The organism is Sulfitobacter sp. SK012 (assembly GCF_003352085.1).
Classification (GTDB): Bacteria; Pseudomonadota; Alphaproteobacteria; order Rhodobacterales; family Rhodobacteraceae; genus Sulfitobacter.
Genome location: NZ_CP025804.1, coordinates 3,998,761 through 4,020,414 on the forward strand (window position 1 = coordinate 3,998,761; position 21,654 = coordinate 4,020,414).

Here is a 21,654-nt window from a genome sequence, read left to right on the forward strand (position 1 = left end):
AAGGACGCCACATGCACGCCGCCACTTCGCAAAAGATCTCTGTTTTTACGACAATGCCTCGGGGCATCTATTCCGGTGGGCGCTACTTGTCGTTGATGCTGGCCTACTCCATGGCCCGCGCAGGCGGTGACGTTACATATGTCACCAACAACGAGCCTTTGTTTCAGGGTGATTTCGATCCTTATGTGACCCAGCATCCGATTACGAATTTGGTGACACCAACCTTTGAACTGCCCGAAGAAATGCACTCTGATTGGGTCATTGTGATTCCGACAGGTGCGTTCAACGCAGAATTTTATGATGCCGCACTCAGCCATGCCCGCGCGTGTGGTGCTCGGGTGGCGCTGCTCAGTTTTGAGACACCAAATTGGTATGCCGATCTATCGCCCTTCCCGCGCTCCCCCATGCCGACCGAAAGTTGGCGTCAGGTGGTCGACAGTGGCGGGTTGGTCGTAACGATTGCAGACGAAGGCGTGGAATATGCCCGAAGCTATTTTGGCGCTGGCCCCGAGGACGCGCCGCGCAGCTTTGGCCATTGGCATCCGTCGATCAATGATCTGGTGGCAGATGCCGTTGCTCCAGCGACCTCGCGCGACAGCGTGACCATGTTTGTGCGCACCGAAGACCCTCATAAAGGCGCGCAGGACATCTTTGCCATTGCCCCTGAAACGCTCGAAGGCTCTGTGCTGTCTTTGGTATTTGGCAGGGGTGTGAATCACGACTATGTCGCAGCGCTTCGCCGACATTATTCGCACGTGCCAAATTTCGCCATCGAGGTGTTGGAACAGATTACAGACGTCGAGAAATTCCAACTGCTCGCACGCTCAAAGCTTCTGTTGTTCCCGTCCTATTTCGAGGGTTACGGATATCCTCCTGTTGAGGCCGCTTGGATGGGGGTGCCCACCGTCGCCTATGATTTGCCGCTGCTCAAGGAAGTCGCCGGTGATGCTGTCCGTTCTGTGCCGCTCGGCGACACCGCTGCGTTCGCCGAGGCCGTGAAGGATGTGCTGGCCGAGGGCCACGTGGGCGAACCGGTGCGCGCCATGATGCGCCAGTCACCCGATACACTGACCGCAGGCCAGAAAATGCTAGGCCTCATGAATGCCGCCCGCAGAAACGTACCGCCTCTTCTGCTTGAACAGCCTGGCTTCCCGGGGAAACCGGCGGACCGTATAAGTGAACCTCGCTATGCGCCACAGAGACGCGAGCTGCATTTATTGGATGCGCGCGCCACGCTGCACGGCACTACAGTTAAGCTTAACGGTGCCATCATTGGAGCAGAGCCCGGGGATACGATCGTCTTTGGTGCCCCCGGCCTTATTTTGGCACCTGTGCACCTGACTGGCGATGCCACTGCCGAGCAATTCACGACCTCAGGCACCCTCAGCCGGTGGGATGCGGACGCGACGCACATCGATATTTCGGTACATCATGAAACGCTGGGTGGTACGCAAATATCGCTGGGTTCGCTTGAGCTGGCGCTGGACTGGCCATTGCTGCTTAGCAAACGCGGAGCGGTTGCGCGAGATGCCCTGCAGTTCCGGGTCGAACGCGATGTGCTGGTGTTAGTCGACGCAAGTAATCTGGTGCAGGACGTCGCACTTTGCAGCGCGCTATCAGAAGCTTGTGCGCAGATTGAAGCGCAAGGCAGGTCCAGTCATCTGCTTTTGATATCCAGCAAGATCCCGCCTCTCTCAGATCTTTTGAGCATTGATCTATTGCCTCGTTTTGACACTGCGACATTTGTCTCTTCGCATTTAGGCGCGGCACTGACGGCCGCATTCTGCAACGAAGGCGGGTTGATGATATGCGATAACGGAAGCTCGCCTGATGGGCTAGAAATCGTTAGCTTAGAGTCCGAAAATGGGCAGGGGCAGGATTTGGTCTTTGCAGGTGGTAGACTGCGCAAATCAGATACCAAGAGTTATGCAACGGACGTTCAAAAATGGGGGCGCAGCGCGATTTCTCATGCAGGCAAAGCAGTCATTGTCTTATTGCCTGATACGCCGATGCAGGGTCTCGATGATGCCGTTTCACGCCTTCTCAAGCAGATCGAAACGGGCCTAAACGAACTGCGTGTGTTGGTCCCAAAATCCATGTGGCAAGCGGGGCCAAATGTGCCTGCTGGGCATGCCGGTACAATCCAAGCAGTAAGCGACGCCGATCTGGCTGCCGCCCTGCATGCTGCGCCCGCGTCACTTGGCCTTTGGTTGGACGCGCCCGAATGCTCCGACCCACAAACCCAAGCTATATTGCATGCATTTTCGGTCCCCGTGATCGAAGCGGTAGACGCAACGGCAGACGCAATCCTTGGCCAAAATCCACTGCGCGGGAACAGTCCGCTTGCGAAGACCCTAAAATCTGCTTTGCCCAAAGGGGGTACTGTTGATCCGCTCGCGCATCTAAGTGCTGCGCGCGTAAGCAACGTTATTGCGCCTGCGACATCAGGCCAAACTGTCGCGTTGGGGGATGTGCTGAGCCTTGCTTCATCGGCCCCGATTGCCGGCGGCACCTTGCTGCATGGCTGGGGTGCGCGGTCCATTTTTGGTGCCATCATGCAGGACACCGAGGCTTCAGTAACCTTCCACCTACCCGCCGGAACACCACCAGGCAGCGGGCTTGAGATCATGCTGCATAACCCACAAGAATACGCCTTGCCGCATAGTTTACGGGTCATATTGAATGACTCACAGATTACTTTGATCGAAAATCTCGCGGCCGGCGCTTCCATTCACCGGATTGAAACGCCCCCAGAGGTTTGGACCCCCTCGGATCAAACCCTCTTGTTGGTGCAAGAGCCGCCGCATCTCAACGGCGCGCACGAGCGCGAAAATCAGAACTACGCACTCTTCACCGGGGTTGCGCCGCGCGGCGATCACACAGCAGAGCCACAAAAGCCCGCGATTGCGCTGATGGCGATCTCGCCTATGCGCGCGCCAGTCCAGCCCTTTGATTTCAAACGTACATCCTCAAAAATTCGCTCCCTAGCCCCTTTACATCTGGCGCAGCCAAACGCGAGCAGCAGTGTCGGTCACGCGGGATTTGGCACGCAGGCTGATGCAGGCTTTGCCCGTCTTGTCGCGGGTTGGGCACGGGCAGAACCGAGTCTCGTTTGGAATAACGGCCCAGAAGCGATCATGCAGTTTACACCCAAACTTCCGCATGACACGGCCGTCAGGCTCAACTTTGAAACTCATAGCATCGCGCCAAATGCTGAAACGGATCAATTCAAGGGTCAACGCGTTCGGATGTACGTCGGCGATGAGCTGTTGGCCGAAGCTGCGATGGACAACGGCAACTCGCGCCGCTTTTCCATTGTGGTCCCGCATGAGTTGGCGGCGCTAGGCGTCGATTACCTGCGTTTTGAATTCCCGGATGCCATGAGGCCAATAGCGCTGGGGCTAAGCGGAGACATTCGCCAGATTGCCGTTGCGTTCAAAGGCGTCACCACAACAACTTTGCCGAACAGGATCAGCCATGCTGCGTTGCCTGCTCCCAGAGATGCCACTTGGCCGCTCGTTCATGTGACCGTGGACGCGGCAGACGGAATGTTGCGCCTCTTGGGCAAAGGATCAATGCCCTCTCACATGCGCTTTGCTATTTTGGGATCGACGGTGTTTGCAGCCCCTTTGCCGAATGGGGCAGACGGCTGGCAGGTTTGCTTGCCGTTGAGCAAAGACATGGCCATGTGGCAACGCGCCCAGGTAATCTGTCTGGTGCCACCAGGTACAGAGGGCACAACGCCCGATGCGTGCGAAATCTGGACAAACGCCGGGTCTTCACCGGATGGAAATGTTCCCACACAACCACTTGCGCTTACATTCGTGCAAGGCCTGCGCGCCGCTGACGATGCACGGCGCTGGCGTCAACAATTGCCCCAATGCGAAGATTTGGAAGATAATCAGAACCGCCTGCCCCTGCCCGCCACGTTCATCTTTGACGATAGCGGCAAGACAGAGGCATTGCTGGCGGGCGGATGGTCGAAACCCGGACCCACTGGGGTCTGGAGCTTGGGCAAGACCGCTGATCTGGCCTTACCCGCGCCTATCGGAGCCTCGATCCTAAACCTTGAGGCCGGTACGTTTGTCCATGGCAAGCACCCGCGGCAACGGTTTGTGATCCATTTAGGCGCACAACGCCTTGCAACAGTTGTCTTGCGTAGCATCCCGTTGCAGAGGGTCTTCCTTGCCGTGCCACCGGAGTCACCACCCGGTCGGGTAATCCATATTCGCCAAGACGATGCGCAAATCCCCAGTGAGATAGGCGCCTCAGCCGACACCCGCCCACTTGGTCTGAGGATGCGTCAACTTGGTGTCACCGATCTTGAAAGCATTTTGGGCGGCTTCGACCTATCAATCAAAGTGCGCAATATCGCCGTTACTGCGAAGGCAGATGTTGATGACGCGCACATGTTGCTTTGCATTCAGGGGCCAGGCGCGGCCCCGGGTGGGGTGGCTGCGGCATGGTCCGAAGAAATCCGTGTGATAGTGCATCCCGTCTCAACAAAAGATGGCTGGTATGCTCTGCTTGTGGTCCCGCAAACTGCCCTCTCTAAGGGCTTTGTTGGTGTTGATATCCTGCAAGGTTCGCCGGACGAGGTGGATGATGCGAAGCCTCAATGGCATGAACTGCCCTTGCCGGCCAAGAAGATCGGACAAAAACGATGAAAACGGTCATTTTTGATACCGCCTTGGCTTTGCGCGGTGGCACACCGCGTCATCGACAATCCGAAGCACTCAGGGCGTATGTCGCGGCGCGTGCACAGACATTGCACGTGACAATCGACATCTATGCGTCGCAAGACGGCGCAAGACGACGTATGGCTCGGGCTGACAAACTGGTGTCGCTACGGCCCACACCTCGGGGTCAACGCCCGTTCTTAACCTTGCCCAACGCTCCGTTGAGTACACCAGCAACGGTCGGCGAAGCTGCGGATCATGCAGGCAGTTGGCTATCTCCTGCACGGCTGCGTCGGTTACGCAAACTGCTGATACACCACGCGCCCGATCTTATCGTCGTCGGCGATCCGATGCTTGCACCACTCTTGCCAGCTTTTGCTGCTGTTGGATGTCCTACCGTTCTGATCGGGAATGCCGCTGCTGCATGGCATGCACGCGCGGCGACTAGCCTGAATGATGTAGTGCAGACCAATTGGCATGCTGATCTTGCAACGCTCAAAGCCGACGGATCGATGTGCTTTGCCACCAGTCTTGCACCCTGCCCGCTTGCGTTTGACTCAGACGATCTGTTTTTTGAAAAAACCCGTTCGCTGGTAATGTTGTCCACCGGATATGACTGGCTTGATGCCCAAGGGATAAACACCCTGTGCATGGCGTGCAAGACTCATGCGGCGCGAGGAGGCGCGCCGTTTGACGTCGTGCTTATTGGTTTTGGCGCGGCGCATGTCGCACGTGTCCCCGAAGCGGTTAGTTTTGACACATGGGCCCATCTGGCGGGTCAAGTGGGATCAGCGCGCGCGCTTTACTTGCCGCATCTGACACCGGAGCTGGCCAGCGTGGCCGAGGCCGCGCTGGGGCTTGGTACGCCGGTTATTGCATCGCCGATCGATGTAAATTCCGTCTGGCCTGTTGGGGCCTTGGGCGTGATAGGAACCACCCCAGAAACGCTGCCTGCGATTTTCGCGGGTGTCATGGATGATGATATGGTCGGAGACACCTTCTGGCGCGGCATCGCGGCAGAGGCCCTGAAATATGCGCGCACCGAGGTATCTTTGCCCGGCTTGGCCGCTAAGCCGGTGCACACAACCACCTTAGGCAATCGGCCGCGGCGGCACAGCGCACTCAGCACCGAGCCCATGGTTCTGTATAATCCGTTGTCACATATGGTACTGGCCCAGCTGTCCTTACACCGCGATGCGGGCGTTGATGAAGTGCGCCTGAAAGATTCCACCGGAACCGAACTGATACGTTTGATGCCATCAACCCTGCAGCGCGAAGCTGATCCCGTGCAATTTGAAGGCGGTGTCGTCGCCACAAAAGCAGAGTTGGGTGCGGAGCTGACGCTGGAGTTTCATGATTTCGAGGGGCTGGTCGAGACGCACAGCATCTCAACGGCCGATTTTATTGACCAAGAAACTGAACTGTCCTGGATCGCCCGGGACGGCGTCACGATCAAAGGGGGCTTCTGGACAACACACAGCAAAACCGAGCAAGGCTGGGCGCTTGGCAGCGGGGCCTCGCAGTCACGCCTAAGCGGGATCAAGGAGTATCCATTGGCTGAGATTGGTGGCACGGCGGTGGCGTTCTCGACCTATCTTGATCCTGTCCCAGGCGCACCGATGTCGATCCTAAACCGAACTGGTCGTTCCATCGGGGGGTCCTTTGAGACTGAACAGCGCCCCTTGTTCGGGCCAGAGGCGTTTTTCAATACGCAGGGTGCACCACGTCCCGGGGTGGAAATGCTCAAAGACAAACACAAAGGTCAGCGTGCTTGGATTGTGGGCAATGGGCCCAGTGTACGGTTAGATGATCTAGGACGCATCCCAGCTGGCGACGTAACATTCTGCTTCAACCGCTTTTACCTCAGCTACGCCGATCAAGCGCTGCGCGAGGACTACGTCGTTTCTGCCGACACCCTGATGATTGAGGATTTTGGGCAGGAAATGATCGACGACGCCGCAGGCATGCCTATCTTTTGCCTGCCACGTGGTGAAGGAAAAGACCTTAACGGATCCTTCGTCTCCCTTCGCAATGTCGGCAATCACCTTCCGCTCTTTTCGATGGACCCAAGCAGCTATGTCTCGCTTGGCGGTTCGTCCGTGTTTGTTGCGCTTCAGATGGCGCATTACATGGGCATCCGCGATGTGGCGCTTTACGGGATGGATTATTCATTCTCGATGCAATTGCGCCGCGATCCCCGTTTTCCATTCCCAGTGTCGTTTGATGATGGCAACCACTTCATCAAATCTTATCGCAGCGCAAAGCCGTGGTGTCCGCCGACGTGGCGCGATATTTCTGCAGGCTTCCTGAATGCGCGGGTTGCATTTGAAACGACGGGCGGGAAAATTGTGAACGCATCGCGTGGGGGCAAGCTGACAACATTTGCGCGCGCAGATTTTGACGATTTGACCGAATAGGCGGAGCGGCACCGGGGTACCTTGCATAGCGCCACTTGGTGGTTAGGTCCATTTGCATGCCCTGTTGGACCATGACATGCAAAAACACCTGAGCTTTGCGGCTCATTTAGCCGCATCTTTTTTGAGTGCAGGGCTGGCCGTAGCCGATGCCGATCTTGGGAATGTGGCCCTTGAATGTACTGACCCAGTCATGTGCGCAGCCTTAAGCGGTGCGTTCGAAAAGGTTGCGCCGTTCAGGACGCCACTTACGGTTCAGTTGATTTTCGAAGAGAGTCGCGACTGGCAGCTTGCCGTGCATCTGCAGTGAACAGGATCCCCGCAATCGGGGCGCGGTCCATCGATGCGCTTTGATGTTACGGACAGCAAGCTTGATGGGCGCATCTATGGACGATTAATGAGCGGGTTGACCAGGGCGAGAAATCTGCCCCTTTAAGGCGGGGTCTGGTAAATTTTGTGGCAGGTGCAGCCCATTTCGGCCCCAATTTGGCAATAGTTCCTCTGTATCGGTCTGGTCGATTGAACCAAACCCGACTGCAGAAGGATACATGCCCCAATGTGTGTGATGTGTGACCAAGTAATTCAAATGATCGACAGTTGTGCTTTTGCCGACGCCCATGAAACTGGTCCGTCCATTGCAAGAGCTAACGCTGAAGGCAGCAACGGCACTATTAACCAAATGGCAGATTTCCTGACTACCGGTTTTTGGGCCAATTTGTCAGGTTACCGCGGTGACGGGCGGTCCTTTGACACGGGTGCTGGGGCACAGATCACAGTGAACATGAACGGCCTTTCGGCGTCTGAACAGTTTTTAACCCGTGCCGCGCTGGAAAGCTGGGAAATGGTGGCAGACATCAATTTCCGCGAAACTTCAGGCTCCGCAGACATCGCCTTTGAAATTGCAACTAGCGGATCATATGCAACAACCAACCTGACTGGCGACACGCTACTTTCGGCCACCGTCAACATTGATGATGGGCTGCTCGAACGCTACGGGGCCACTCTGGATGGCTATGCTTTCCAAACCATCATGCACGAGATTGGTCATGCCTTAGGTTTGGGCCATTTGGGTGACTACGATGGCGGTGCCGATTATTCAGAAGCGACATTCATCAATGACAGCTGGAGCGTGTCGGTGATGTCGTACTTCAATCAAAACGAAAACACTCGCGACGATGCGAGTTATGCACGGCTGGCCACAACGATGATCGCCGACATCGCGGCCATCCAAGACCTCTACGGCACGCCCGGGGCAGGCTCTGTGACCGCAGGCGATACTATTTATGGCGCAGACTCAAACCTCGGCAACTATCTTGGCGATATGTTCCAACTAATGAGTTTGGGCCGCACGACGGGCACCTATGATGGTGATCCTGTGTCGATGACGATCTGGGATGCAGGCGGGATTGATACCCTCGACTACAGCTTTACCACCAGTAACAATACGATCCGCCTCTATGAAACCGGTCAATCCAACGTGGATGGTGGCACCGGCAATCTGACCATTGCTCAAGGGACACTGATCGAAAACGCGTCCTCTGGGTCGGGTCATGACACAATGCAAGGCAATTACGCAAACAATACGCTGCGCGCTGGTGCGGGGAGCGATGTGGTAGGCGGCGGCAACGGCAATGACGCGCTCTTTGGGGAAGACGGGAATGACACCATCTATGGCGGGATGGGCAATGACACTGCTTACGGCGGGAATGGTTGGGACGAGCTTTGGGCCGGCGGTGGCAATGACGTTGTGTTGGGCGGAAACGGCAACGATATGATCGGTGGCGGCACTGGCGCGGATATTATCTACAGTGGTGTCGGCAGTGACACTGTCTATGCGAGTGGAGGCAGTGACATTGTCGGTGGTTTTGTTGGGAATGACCAACTTTTTGGCAGCGGTGGAAATGATACGATCTATGGCGGCATTGGCAACGATACGGTCTACGGCGGTGACGGCGACGACGCGATGGGTGCGGGTGACGGCACAGACGAACTGCTTGGCGGCAGCGGCAACGACATCATCTATGGCGGTCGCGGCGATGATACCGTCCTCGGTGGAGCTGGCAACGATACGATCAGTGCTGGCCAGGGTGACGATATGATCAGCGGCGGCGCGGGTGCAGACCAATTCTACTTCGGCGCAGGCGATGACACACTGACCGATTTCGACTCAGGTGATACCATAAACTTCTCTTACGTGAGCGAGATCGCTAATTTTGATGACTTAATGAACAACCACATCCGCGACACCGATTCCGGTGTGCTTGTCGAAGCGGGCGACGGAGTTACCCTTTTGCTGGAAAACACCACAATCGCGTCATTGGATCAGGGAGACTTCGTATTTTAATGGAGCGACATTGGTCGAATAGTGAGAGAATTATCACCGTTCAAGCATAAGCGGGCCGCCTTTCGCCTAAATTCCTGCCGCAACTGGAACCTATAATTTGAGGTGATATTGTTTGTCGCAGCATGTGCAAATGGCATTGCACACGATTGACTCGCTTCGCATAAGTCAAAGATATAGCTATACTTTTTAGAAACGCGTATTCAACTTGAATTCGCCAACCACAATTACATTTTGATTTCCCTGCCACGGAAGGCTCCTAAAAATGTGCACTATGTGTTTCCAATTGCCCAGCGCCCCTGACGGATGTGCGTTTGAAGTTTCGCAGCCAGTTTTTGCGCGCTTACGCGAAGGGAATGACGCAGCAGATGGCGTCAATACCGCTTATACTATGAGTGTTGGAGATTCATTTTCAGGCAGTATCGATTTTAACGGTGACGACGATTGGATCGCGATCAATTTAGTTTCCGGTCGGAATTATACAATCTCTCTGGATGGCGTGACCCTGAATGATACGTATCTAAGGCTTTACGATGATGCCGGATCTCTGGTCGACTACAATGATGACGCGAATGGTAGGCTCGATTCCGAATTGAGCTTTCGGCTCGCTTACCCGTCAGGCACTTATTACATTTCCGCTGAGGCTTACAGCTCCTTCCGAACCGGGAGTTACGAGTTGTCGGTGACCGGTGGCAGTACACCTCCGCAGCCGCCTACTGGGGGTGCAGCATCGCTTGATACTCTCGCCAACTTTCTAACCGAGGGCTATTGGGGCGGCCGCGAACGCAGTTTCAGCACCGTATCTGACAATATCATCACGGTCGACATCGGAGGATTAACATCCTCTGGCCGCGAGCTTGCCCGCTGGGCATTTGAAGCGTGGGAACGTGTGGCGGATATCGATTTCCGCGAAGTCTCTTTTAATGCGGACATCGAATTTGACGATTTTGATGATGGTGCATATGCGAATTCACAAACATCGGGCGGGCGGATTACCAGCTCCTTTGTGAACGTGTCAACCGACTGGCTGCGCAGCAATGGCACGTCGATCGACAGCTACTCATTCCAGACCTATGTGCACGAGATTGGCCACGCGCTCGGCCTGGGACATCAGGGCGATTACAATAGCAACGCGACCTACGGTTTCGACGAGAACTTCAGAAACGACAGCTGGGCGCAGTCGGTTATGTCGTATTTCGATCAAGATGAGAACACCTTCACCTCTGCCAGTTTTGCCCGCCTTTCGGGCCCAATGATCGCTGATATTCTCGCAATCCAGAACCTATACGGCGCCGCAGATGCAGGTTCCGCTACGGCAGGTAACACCGTTTACGGTCAGGGTACTACGTTGGATGGCTACATGGGAACGCTTTTCGATGCGCTCGCCTCCGGGCGAACGAACAGTGATTATACCGGTGAACCAATTGCGTTCGCGATCAGCGATGCCGGCGGGATAGACCGGATCAATCTGACCTATCTAAATGGCGACCAATACGTTGATTTACGCCAACAAGCATTTTCGAACATTGCCGGACTTCGCGAAAACATGAGCATCGCGCGCGGCACAACTATTGAGAACCTGAACTTGGGCAATGGCAACGATACTGTCTATGGCAATGACGCGTCAAATATACTGAGATCTGGCGGCGGTTCCGATCTGCTGTTCTCGCAGAACGGCAGTGACCGGGTATTCAGCGGTGTGGGCAATGACACTGCGTACGGCGGTGCAGGTAATGACGTTCTGAATGGCGAGGCCGGTTTTGACCAAATGTGGGGAGGGAACGGCAACGATTATTTGACGGGCGGCGCAGGCAACGATGTTCTAGGTGGTGGTGGCGGCAATGACACGCTTGACGGCGGCATCGGCGCAGACAGCCTTTATGCTGGGGGAGGCGATGACCGACTTTTGGGTAGAGACGGAAACGACAACCTCTGGACTTCCTATGGCAACGACACTGTCAGCGGCGGAAATGGCAATGACGAGATAGGCGGAGGCTTTGGCAACGACAACCTCTATGCCGGGACCGGTAACGATCTTGTCTATGGTGGCTTTGGCAATGATGTCATTTATGGCGGCACAGGTCGGGACCAAATCTTTGCATTCAATCAAAACGACTTCGTCGATGCGGGTGAAGGCAATGATATTGTCTATTTGGGCCGAGGGAATGACACGGGCCGCGGCGGCCAAGGCGATGATGCTATTTATGGTGCCAGCGGCAATGACATTATCGCGGGCGGCGGTGGCAATGACACCTTAACTGGCGGAACCGGCAACGATACCTTCATCTTTACCGGTGGAGACGACCGTATTGCCGATTTCAACGCGAGTTCGGCATTAGAGAGGATCGATTTTTCCGGCTATGCGCCCATTTCCAGCTTCGCTGATCTGCGCAGCAACCACCTATCCAGCCAAGGCTCAAATGTCTTGGTGAACGGCACCGGCGGAGACAGCCTGCTCATTCTAGGTGTCAATTTGAATGAGTTGGACGCAGGCGATTTTGTGTTTTGATACGACCTTAAGCAGACAAATCGGCACTCAATGGGCGTATGCGTAAATGCAACGGTCGACGGACTGCGACCAATGCCCGCTTGACCACTGATGAAACCTCACCAATACAATTCCTTCTGAGGTTATTCACGCGAAGGCTGGGGGCAAACCCAAAATAACAGCCCGCATTTTGAAAGAGGTTTCGCAGTGCCGACATATCAATTCTCTGGCTTTCAAGCCTTCTATGACAGCAATACAGGCGACGCTACTCGAGTAGATCGCATCGAAATGTCCATCCGCGTCCGCGACGGAGCTCCCGGCACATTCAGCTACACCAATGGACCCTTGATCTCCGGAACCAGCCTGCGCTTGGCCGAGCTGGACATTCCTGGCCTTTTGGACATCACCGTAAACGGGCGACCCTTGCCAGGAGGTCCAGATATACTCTTTGCCACAGTCAATTGGAGTGGAAATACATCTCTAGTATTTGCATTGTCATCTTTTGATTCAGAAATGCAATTTGTGCTCAACGGCCCAGAGCTGCCAATCGGTACACCCGCCGCGTTCAATTTCTTCCCAAATCGGGTCTCGTCAATCACTTCGATCACCACTGGTGACTTTGCGCCAAACCAACCTATTGGCTTCAACGAAATTGCAGGCGTCAACGTTATCAACGCACCCGAAATTACAGCGGGCGACGACTACATCACCGGCACAACCGGGGCTGACAATATTGCAGCGCTGGGAGGCGACGATACGGTTGTATCCTTTGCGGGTGCCGACACCGTGACCGCCGGTGACGGGAACGATTCCGTCACTGCCAGCGACGGCAATGATGTCGTCTACCTTGGAGCCGGCAATGACTTTGCCCTTGGCGGCAATGGCGCGGACACTTTGGGGGGCGGCGCTGGCAATGATACCGTCTACGGCGGCTACGGATTTGATCTCGTCTTCGTAGCCGATGGAAGAGACTTTGTTGGGGGAGGCGCTGGCAACGACAGTATTTATGGCGGCGACGGCGCAGATACCATCTATGGTGGCTCCGGCAACGACCTCTTGGGGGCTGGCAATGACAACGCTGCAGACCAAGCTTGGGGCGATGCCGGAAATGACGAAATTTACACTGGCGGCGGCAATGACGTTGCAGGTGGGGGGGCCAATGCAGATGAAATCTGGACTGGCACTGGCAACGACACCGCCTACGGTGGTGCTGGCAATGACCTTCTAGCCGGCGGTTCAGGTTTCGACGACATCTACGGAGGGAACGGCAACGATTCAATCTATGCCGGAACTGGATATGATTATGTCGATGGCGGTATCGGTAATGACATGCTCTTTGGCGCATCTGGCGAGGATACTTTAGTTGGCGGTGCCGGAAACGATGAACTCTATGGGTTTACCCAAGCAGACGACTTGCGTGGGGGAAATGGCAACGACACGCTATTTGGTGGCGACGGTAACGACACGTTGAATGGTGGAACCAGCATTAACCGAATGACCGGTGGTGCAGGTGAAGACACCTTCGTGTTTGCAGGCCGCATTGATACCATCACCGATTTCACCGAAGGCGAAGACGTCATCCGCATGGGAGCAGCTGCTGGGATCAACAGTTTTGCGGACATGATGGCCAACCATGTGGTTGGTGCAGGCGGCAACGTCGTCATCACGACAGATGCGAATTCAATCCTCACGTTGCAAGGCGTCTCGATATCAGACCTCAATCAGGAAGACTTCATTTTCTAGCGGAAGCTGAATTGTAATTTTGAAAGGGCCGTGTCCGAATTGGACGCGGCCCTTTTTGGCATTGAACACCTATCTAAAAGAATATCTATTGCTACTTATAGCAGAATAACTATGCGTATTTTAATTTAGCACATTTTTTAGCTGATCAAAAAACCTATCGAGTTATCTTCGCGAGAAATCACCAATTTGAAATGTTGCGAAAATTTTATCAAAGATTCTAAGAACCATTGAAAGGATACACTTTTGCCCACATACACACTTTCCGGTTTCGGAGAAACTTCTGACAGGTTTGGCAATACAATAAGCGAGAACGAGAGCACTCTGATCATTCGCACCAGCGCTGGCGCGCCTGGCACCTTCTCCTATACCAACTTTGGCCCTGTTTTCGAAGGTATCAGGCTGGCGGATTTAAACATACCTGGCCTCATAGATATCACGTTGGATGGCGTATCACTGGACGATCTTGGTGCTTTCTCATTCATTGCGCAGGTAAACGGGAGCTTCGGAAGCGTTCCAATATATTCGGTCGGCAACGATTCAACCTTTGCAGTTTTTCAGCTTTCCGGGCCTGATATTTCGACTATCTCGGACGATTTTTTCGGAGACGACATTGATATTGGACTGATTACATCGGGCCCCTTCGCGCCAAACCAAACGATACAGTTCGATGAGATCGCTCAGTTGGGCGCAACTGTCCCCGACATTACCCAAGGTGCAGATGACATTACCGGCACCGGTGCCTCTGAGGAAATCGCCTCGCTTGGTGGCAATGACACGGTCGCAGCCCTTGGCGGCAACGACACAGTTCTGGCCGGCAATGGTGACGACTCTGTAAACGGGGGGAATGGCAACGACGTGATATACCTTGGCGCGGGCAATGACTTTGCCTTTGGCGCGAACGGTAATGACACCATTGGCGGTGGCGGCGGCAATGACACCGTTTATGGTGGCTACGGATCGGACGTTATTTTTGTTGGCAACGGCGTTGACTTTGTCGGCGGCGGAGCAGGCGACGACACCATTTACGGCGGTGGCGGCGGCGATACGCTCTACGGCGGAGGTGGTGATGATCTCATTGGGGCTGGTGGTGGCGATGCTGCGGATCAAGTCTGGGGTTCGGTTGGCCGCGACGAGATCTATACCGGTGGTGGCAATGACACCGCTGGTGGTGGTGCCGATGCAGACGAGATCTGGACCGGGACTGGTGAAGACGTAATTTACGGTGGTGGCGGCAACGATCTGCTGGGCGGTGCTGCGGGCGCGGATAGCGTCTATGGTGCGGCGGGCAACGACACTGTCTACGGCGGTGGCGGCGATGACTATGTCGCAGGTGGCACCGGCAATGACGCGCTCTTTGGCGGAGCCGGGAATGACACCGTGCTTGGTGGTGACGGCAATGATGCGGTCTACGGCTTCACTGAAAACGATGATCTGTCTGGCGGGTCGGGCAATGATACGCTTTTCGGCGGCACCGGCAACGACACGCTTGACGGTGGCACAGGTATCAACCGGATGACAGGTGGTGCCGGGGCGGATGTTTTTGTCTTTGCGGCGACCGCAGATACGATCACCGATTTCGCGGTGAATGTGGACGAAGTGCTGATGAGCACGGCAGCAGGCATTACCGATTTCACGGATATGATCGCAAATCACGCCAGTAATTCCGGCGGCAATGTGGTCATCACATCAGCTACAAATGCGACATTGACGTTAGAAGGTCTGGCTGTCGGCGATCTGGTTGAGGATGATTTCATCTTCTGATCAACAACTGACATAAGCTATTGAAAGGGCTGTTTCCGAATTGGGATGCGGCCCTTTTTTCCATTCAGGATCAAATTGAAACCATGCACGGATAGCAAGCAACAAACTATCCAAATAGGAAATCGTCGCTGTCGAGAGAAGAAGCGCGGACGCCTTCGAGGGTAATTGTGCCCTGTATCGTATTAACAACCGCGTTATTGCCCACTTGTGTGATCCGCACGTCTTCAAGACTGAGGTTTTCAATATCAAAATGCAGTTGATCCTGATTGACCCGGAAATCTGCAACACGGTCGGTCCCGTGACGGGCATGAAACACAAAGCTGTCGGCATCCGCGCCACCACCAAGGCGGTCGTTGCCATTGCCGCCAACAATCGTGTCTCGTCCCCGACCGCCATATATTAAGTCTGCGCCCTCGCCTCCATTGACCCAGTCGTTTTCAGAGCCGCCATAGATGGTATCACTGCCGGATCCGCCGTTGATCGTATCCGCGCCGGGGGCACCATATAGCTCATCGTGGCCGCCGTTGCCCTCCAATCGATCATTGCCGCGGCCGCCATAAATCAGGTCGCTGCCCCACCCTCCCGAGGCCGCATCATTGCCATCATAGAGCCCAATCGTATCAGATCCTCCATCGCCCCAGATCGTATCAGTGCCATAGCCACCCCAGATTTCATCATTTCCGTTCCCTCCGCCGATCCGGTCAGCACCCCAAAACGCATAGACAGTGTCATTGCCATCACCCCCACGCACGATGTCATCTCCGCGCCCGCCACCTAGAAGGTCGTTGCCAGCACCACCCTCAACGATGTCATTTTGGTTACCGCCCCAAAGCTCATCATGGCCACCTTGACCGCGGATCAAATCGTTACCTGAACCTCCGTAAATACTGTCATTCCCCCACCCCCCGTTGACGGTGTCCCAGCCTGAACCCGATCCGACCATGTCATTGCCAAGCCCCGCCGCCACAAAGTCATGCCCTGCGCCAGAAAAGACCCGATCATTGCCACCGCCTACGCTGATCGTGTCATCGCCGACGCTGCCTGAAATGACCTGCGCTCGTTCAGTGGCGTTAACAGTACGTCCGGGAGTAGCGGCACCTCGGGCACCGGGAAGGCCCGTTCCGCCCGTTGTTCCACTGCTGCTTGTGGAAACTGAAGTCCCAACGTTGCTGCCGGGTCCGTCGCCCCCATAGGTCGGCCCGCCGCGGACATCGCCGATGCCGCCAGCGTACTGTGTGCGTGGGCCATAATCGGGCGTGCCGGCACCAGCGTTGTTAACCACAAGTGACGGATCATAAGGCCCACTTAGGATCATGGCGCGGTCCGGTGTTCCAAGGCGTTGCATAGAACCGGGAAAGAAGTCACGTGTCCCCAAACTCTGACCATTATGGCTGTCGATGTCGATCACGGTATCGCCATAGGTGATCCGCGCGCCGTAGCCAGTTTGGTTTATGTTCAGTTGCCCTGTATTACGCAGCATCGGCAGGTGTCCCAGATCAAGTCTGTCCTCGCTCGGGTTGAAATCGCGGATGCGGATCATCCCCTCACCGGGGCGGATGACGAAAATATCGCGCCCCGAACCCCCATCCATGACCCCGCGCCCATAGCCCGAAACCATGATGTCATCGCCCGCACCACCGTTCAGAATATCAACGCCCAAACCGCCCACGATCATGTCGTCGCCTGCGCCCCCAGTCAACCGGTCGGTGGCTACTCCGGTATCGCGCATCACAATGCCGATGTTGCTTACATCAATCGAAAACTGCATCACCCCAGGCGTATTGGTGGCAGAGACAAAGACCTGCAACCGACCGTTAAGCTTGATCACCTCGATGGACGAAATATTATCAAGCCCATTTTCGCCATCATGCGCGATGCTTTGCAGATGGACGAGTTGCCCATCCGGCAGCAAGCTCAGCAGGCTTAACCCGTCGTCACCACCGCCCGCGACAACCAGCGCTTGATCCCCGACCCTGACCACGTCCATGGCCGCCAAATCATCAAACCTCGTATCGCGGCTGTCCAAAATATGATCCGTCGCCTCGAGCCGACCATCATAGAACAACCGCATCACTGAAATAGATCCGCTGCCCGCTGATCCGACCAGCACCCATGTGGCCCCGTAAGCCTGCACGGTCTGCAGCACCGTCGGCGTATCGATCCCCAAACCCTGCTCTGCGCCCAACCTGTCGGTCGCACCCAGCGCGCCCGTCGCCACGTTTGTCACCATAAAACTTGATACGCCGTCGCCGCCGCTGTCGGCCGCCAACACAAAAGAGCGATTGCCAATGGTGGCAATCTCTAGCTGAACCTCAACGTCCAAGGTGAATGCATCGCGGTCGCTGCTCGCCACAGACCGCTGCCCCAAACTGCCATCGTTGCGCACTGTGTAAGTGGTGAGTAGCCCACCAGCCTCATCCACCGCGTAAAGCGCTTCTGTTCCATTGCCGAGCAATACAGCAAGCGCCGTAGGTTCCGCCGTACTGCCCGGCAACGTCGTGATGATGCGCCCGCCCAGTTCTCCGTTGTCAAGCAAGCGGTTCCCGGCCAGAGCAGCCCCGTCAAGCCCGCCAACCAACAGCTGCCGCATCCCGTTCAGCTCTACTTCGGTCAGTTGACCAATCGCCGTCCCATTCTGTGGACCAGAATAATGCGATGTATCGCGCAGCAGTGCTTGATTGCCGTCCGCCCGCAGCCGGTACATACTTACTCCGCCACCCTGCCCTGTGGCCGAATACAGATACGTCCCTGTAGACAACCGCACAATCTCCAGATCGCGGATATCGGTGTCCAACGCCTCAACGTTCGAGGTCAGATGATATTGATAATAAAGCTGCACAAATCCCACTCCACTCAGCGTTCCAACAATAGGATTGGCGAAAAGAGCAGGCGTGGATGTGCAAGGAATCAGGCAGAAATGCGGAGCTTAGTTCAGATTTTCTTTAACTAAATATTTGATATGGTGAATTAATTCTTAATGTCGGCAAGAAGAGAGGGGCCGCTAATTGGCCCACGCAACATCCCAAAACATCCCTTTTGTCGCGGCAAAAACGCAGGTAGGGATCATGCGTGAACAAGGGGCGGTGAAGATGGCGAAAAAAGAAATCCTATTGGTTGGTGCAGGGCTATCCGGCGCGGTTATTGGCCGTCGCCTGGCTGAGGCTGGCCATAGCGTCACAATTATTGACGGGCGCGACCATATCGGTGGCAATTGCCACACCGCCCGCGATGCAGATACCGGCGTGTTGGTGCATGAGTACGGCCCACATATTTTTCATACTGACGACGACGAAGTCTGGGATTACGTCAACGGCTTTGCGACGTTTATGCCCTACCGGAACCGGGTCAAGACGACCGCACAAGGCCAAGTTTTCTCCTTGCCAGTCAATCTGCACACCATCAACCAGTTCTATGGCCGCACCATGGGGCCAACTGAAGCGCGCAGCTTTATCGAGACCCAAGCCGATACCACCATCACCGATCCGCAGACTTTCGAAGAACAGGCGCTGCGCTTTGTTGGTCCCGATCTTTATGCAGCGTTTTTCAAGGGCTACACTGAAAAGCAATGGGGCTGCTCGCCCCGCGATCTGCCTGCATCGATCCTCAAGCGGCTGCCTTTGCGTTTCAATTACGACGACAACTATTTCTTTCATAAACATCAAGGGATGCCAAAGGACGGATATACTCCAATGATCACCGCGATTTTGGATCATCCGAGCATCACCGTGCAGCTGAATACGCTTTATGCGCCCGATATGGCGGCAAATTTTGCGCATGTGTTCTGGTCCGGTGCGCTTGACGGTTATTTCGGATTTGAGCTGGGCCGACTGGGCTACCGCACACTTGATTTCGAGCGGTTCACGCATGATGGCGATTATCAAGGCTGCGCTGTGATGAACTACGGTGACGCTGATGTTCCCCATACCCGCATCACCGAACACAAGCATTTCGCACCTTGGGAAAGCCATGATGGTTCCGTCTGTTACCGCGAATATTCGCGGGCGGCGGGGCCTGACGACATCCCCTATTACCCCATCCGCATGGTCGCAGAAAAAGAACTGCTGGCCGAGTATATCGACCGGGCAAAAGCCACGCAGGGCGTTACCTTCGTAGGCCGCCTGGGGACCTACCGCTACCTTGATATGGATGTGACGATCCGCGAGGCAATGGACACTGCAGCCGCATATCTCGCGGCTGACGCCAGCGGGGATACGCTTGGGGCGTTCCACGCAGACCCGCTATGACACGGCCCCCTTTACCTGCAGCGCCAATTCGCGCCAGATAGGGGCATGAGCCAGCCTCCCGTCATCAGCGTCATCGTCCCGGTCTATAATGTCGAAGACCATGTCGCCGCCTGCATCCAAAGCCTGCGCGATCAAAGCCACACCGATTTCGAGGTCATCGTGGTCGATGATGGGGCCACAGATGACAGCTACGGTGCCGCTGTTGTGGCGATTGATGGCGATCCGCGCTTTGGCATTTTGCGGCAAACAAATGGAGGCCTTTCAGCCGCACGCAATGCCGGTCTCGCCGTTGCCCAGGGGCAATTCATCGCCTTTGTTGACAGCGATGATGTGGTCGCACCTGACTATCTATCGCTTTTGCTGACGGCCTTAACCAGCACAGGTGCCGATTGGGCGGCATGCGGCGTGCGATCGGTTTATCCCGGTGGTGGCCATACAGATCACTCTGCCATCCACTCGTCACCGAAACTTGACGAGGCAGCACCCCAAACACCGCATCTCATGCCCCTTAAGACTTGGGCGCAGGTGATCGATCATTTCCCGTCGGCTTGGAATAAACTCTACCGCGCCAAGTTGATCAAAGGACTGCGCTTTGACGAAGGCACATTATTTGAGGATCACGCATTCTTCCACCAAGCAGCATGCCGCACCCAAACCATTGCCCATGTGCCCGCGCCGCTCTATTTGCAGACCCGCGAGCGTGCCGGCCAGATCACCGGGGAGGATTCCCCGCGTATTTTCGACCAGTTTGATGTATTGGAACGTCTTTCGCTTTTGATGAACGCCGATAAGCCCGGCGGGGTTCCCGCCTACGGCGCTCTGGCCAGTCGGTTGCTTTATGAACGGCTCAGCGTGATCCGCGACCCCGATCGGCGCGCGGCGTTCCTTGCCGAAGCAGCCAAGTTGCTCAAGCATCATAATCTGCGCTATTTGCCCGATTGGGACGCTGGTGTTGGTGCTTCGGCAGGGCTTGAGCTGGCCTCAAAAGTACCGCTGAGCATCGTGATACCGTGGGACGGAGACGCGGACGCCCTGCGCGCCACGCTTGCCTCGCTCGCGGCAGCACAGCCCTGCGGCGCACAGATTATCGTGTCATGTGATCGCGTCGATGTTGGTAAGGCACAGTCTGTTATCGACGAGCTGCCCACCCTGATCGTCACGGTAGTCTCAAGCAACACGCCCGGTGCCGGTGCTGCCCGCATGTCCGGGCTGGCGCAAGCCATCGGGACGTATGCGATTTTTCTCGACGCTGGTGATCTGCTGGCACCCAGTGCTCAGCTGCAAATGCTCAACTCGGTGCTGCACCACAGCGCTGATCTGGGCCTAGCTCCCATGCGCATCGGAACCGGACCCGACGCTGGGATTCACAACGGATTTCACGACATAGCTGATTTGCCTCCTAAGTCTGACAAACCGCAGATTATTGAGATGACTGCAGACATCGCCCTGTCGCTTTACTGCCACCCCTCAGCCAAGATCATCTCTCGCAATCTCATCACACAGGCCACCCTAAAATTCGGGAACGGCCCCCTCGCGGATTGGTCCTTTTTCCACCGCGCCGCCTTGCGCGCGGGCCGCGTCCTGCACTTGGCGCATGCCGATGTCACAATCAGCCAGCGCACTGAAGACCGGCGACAATGGCTCGCGCCGATTGCGCCTGCAGCTTTGGCGCGTGCCGTGGCAGATGCTTCAACTGACCTACCGTCCGGCGCAGAGCACCGGCTGCTAGGCCGGGCATTGTGGGAAAAACTGTTTCACACCTCGATGAACAAAGCCGGCAAGGTCTGTTTCTTGTTGCAGGCGGCACGTGTCATCTCAAAGCTGCCCCCCTTCCCTGAAGGTGCCCGATTGGATCCCTATATCGGCAAGCGATTGACCCGATTGATGCAAGCGTCAGGGCGGTCACAGTGGGTTTGCATCAGCCGCGCGCTTGGGCGATAAGAAAACCGCAGAAACGCTTCGCCAAAAACCTCGCAGGAACCAC

10 protein-coding genes are annotated in these 21,654 nt (G+C 55.8%); 9 read left to right on the forward strand and 1 reads right to left on the reverse strand.

The features are described from left to right. Positions 1-11 precede the first annotated feature (11 nt). From C1J03_RS19590 to C1J03_RS19620, 7 genes are all read left to right on the forward strand, one after another. Positions 12-4,667, forward strand: a complete 4,656-nt coding sequence (locus C1J03_RS19590) for a glycosyltransferase (RefSeq protein ID WP_174234479.1) — start codon at positions 12-14, stop codon at positions 4,665-4,667. Further along, positions 4,664-7,096, forward strand: a complete 2,433-nt coding sequence (locus C1J03_RS19595) for a hypothetical protein (protein ID WP_114888110.1) — start codon at positions 4,664-4,666, stop codon at positions 7,094-7,096. The genes C1J03_RS19590 and C1J03_RS19595 overlap by 4 nt, the downstream gene beginning before the upstream one ends. A 76-nt stretch (positions 7,097-7,172) precedes the next feature. Then, positions 7,173-7,403 carry a hypothetical protein gene (locus C1J03_RS19600; protein ID WP_114888111.1) on the forward strand — a complete coding sequence of 77 codons (231 nt, stop codon included), beginning with the start codon at positions 7,173-7,175 and terminating at the stop codon, positions 7,401-7,403. A 276-nt stretch (positions 7,404-7,679) separates the two neighbouring features. Then, positions 7,680-9,437 carry a M10 family metallopeptidase gene (locus tag C1J03_RS19605; protein WP_162798614.1) on the forward strand — a complete coding sequence of 586 codons (1,758 nt, stop codon included), beginning with the start codon at positions 7,680-7,682 and terminating at the stop codon, positions 9,435-9,437. 262 nt (positions 9,438-9,699) lie between these two features. Then, positions 9,700-11,943, forward strand: a complete 2,244-nt coding sequence (locus C1J03_RS19610; RefSeq protein ID WP_114888113.1) for a M10 family metallopeptidase C-terminal domain-containing protein — start codon at positions 9,700-9,702, stop codon at positions 11,941-11,943. A gap of 186 nt (positions 11,944-12,129) precedes the next feature. Beyond that, positions 12,130-13,665 (forward strand): calcium-binding protein, encoded by a 1,536-nt coding sequence (locus tag C1J03_RS19615; RefSeq protein WP_114888114.1) that lies wholly within the window; start codon positions 12,130-12,132, stop codon positions 13,663-13,665. 243 nt (positions 13,666-13,908) lie between these two features. Then, on the forward strand, positions 13,909-15,426 hold the full coding sequence (locus C1J03_RS19620) for a calcium-binding protein (RefSeq protein ID WP_114888115.1): 1,518 nt from the start codon (positions 13,909-13,911) through the stop codon (positions 15,424-15,426). 106 nt (positions 15,427-15,532) lie between these two features. Here the strand turns inward: C1J03_RS19620 and C1J03_RS19625 are convergent, their stop codons facing one another. After that, on the reverse strand, positions 15,533-18,265 hold the full coding sequence (locus tag C1J03_RS19625) for a calcium-binding protein (protein ID WP_162798615.1): 2,733 nt from the start codon (positions 18,263-18,265) through the stop codon (positions 15,533-15,535). Positions 18,266-18,515: 250 nt separating this feature from the next. On the opposite strand from C1J03_RS19625, the gene glf reads away from it, so the two are divergent. Next, the gene (gene glf / locus C1J03_RS19630) at positions 18,516-19,670 is read left to right on the forward strand and encodes a UDP-galactopyranose mutase (RefSeq protein WP_114889099.1); all 1,155 of its coding nucleotides are present in this window, start codon (positions 18,516-18,518) and stop codon (positions 19,668-19,670) included. A gap of 45 nt (positions 19,671-19,715) precedes the next feature. Beyond that, positions 19,716-21,611 (forward strand): glycosyltransferase family 2 protein, encoded by a 1,896-nt coding sequence (locus C1J03_RS19635; RefSeq protein ID WP_114888117.1) that lies wholly within the window; start codon positions 19,716-19,718, stop codon positions 21,609-21,611. Positions 21,612-21,654 lie beyond the last annotated feature (43 nt).

Coding starts and splice junctions, on each gene's coding strand:
- C1J03_RS19590 (WP_174234479.1), top strand. CDS start 12: ATGCACGCCGCCACTTCGCAAAAGATCTCTGTTTTTACGACAATGCCT.
- C1J03_RS19600 (WP_114888111.1), top strand. CDS start 7,173: ATGCAAAAACACCTGAGCTTTGCGGCTCATTTAGCCGCATCTTTTTTG.
- C1J03_RS19605 (WP_162798614.1), top strand. CDS start 7,680: ATGATCGACAGTTGTGCTTTTGCCGACGCCCATGAAACTGGTCCGTCC.
- C1J03_RS19595 (WP_114888110.1), top strand. CDS start 4,664: ATGAAAACGGTCATTTTTGATACCGCCTTGGCTTTGCGCGGTGGCACA.
- glf (WP_114889099.1), top strand. CDS start 18,516: ATGGCGAAAAAAGAAATCCTATTGGTTGGTGCAGGGCTATCCGGCGCG.
- C1J03_RS19635 (WP_114888117.1), top strand. CDS start 19,716: ATGAGCCAGCCTCCCGTCATCAGCGTCATCGTCCCGGTCTATAATGTC.
- C1J03_RS19610 (WP_114888113.1), top strand. CDS start 9,700: ATGTGCACTATGTGTTTCCAATTGCCCAGCGCCCCTGACGGATGTGCG.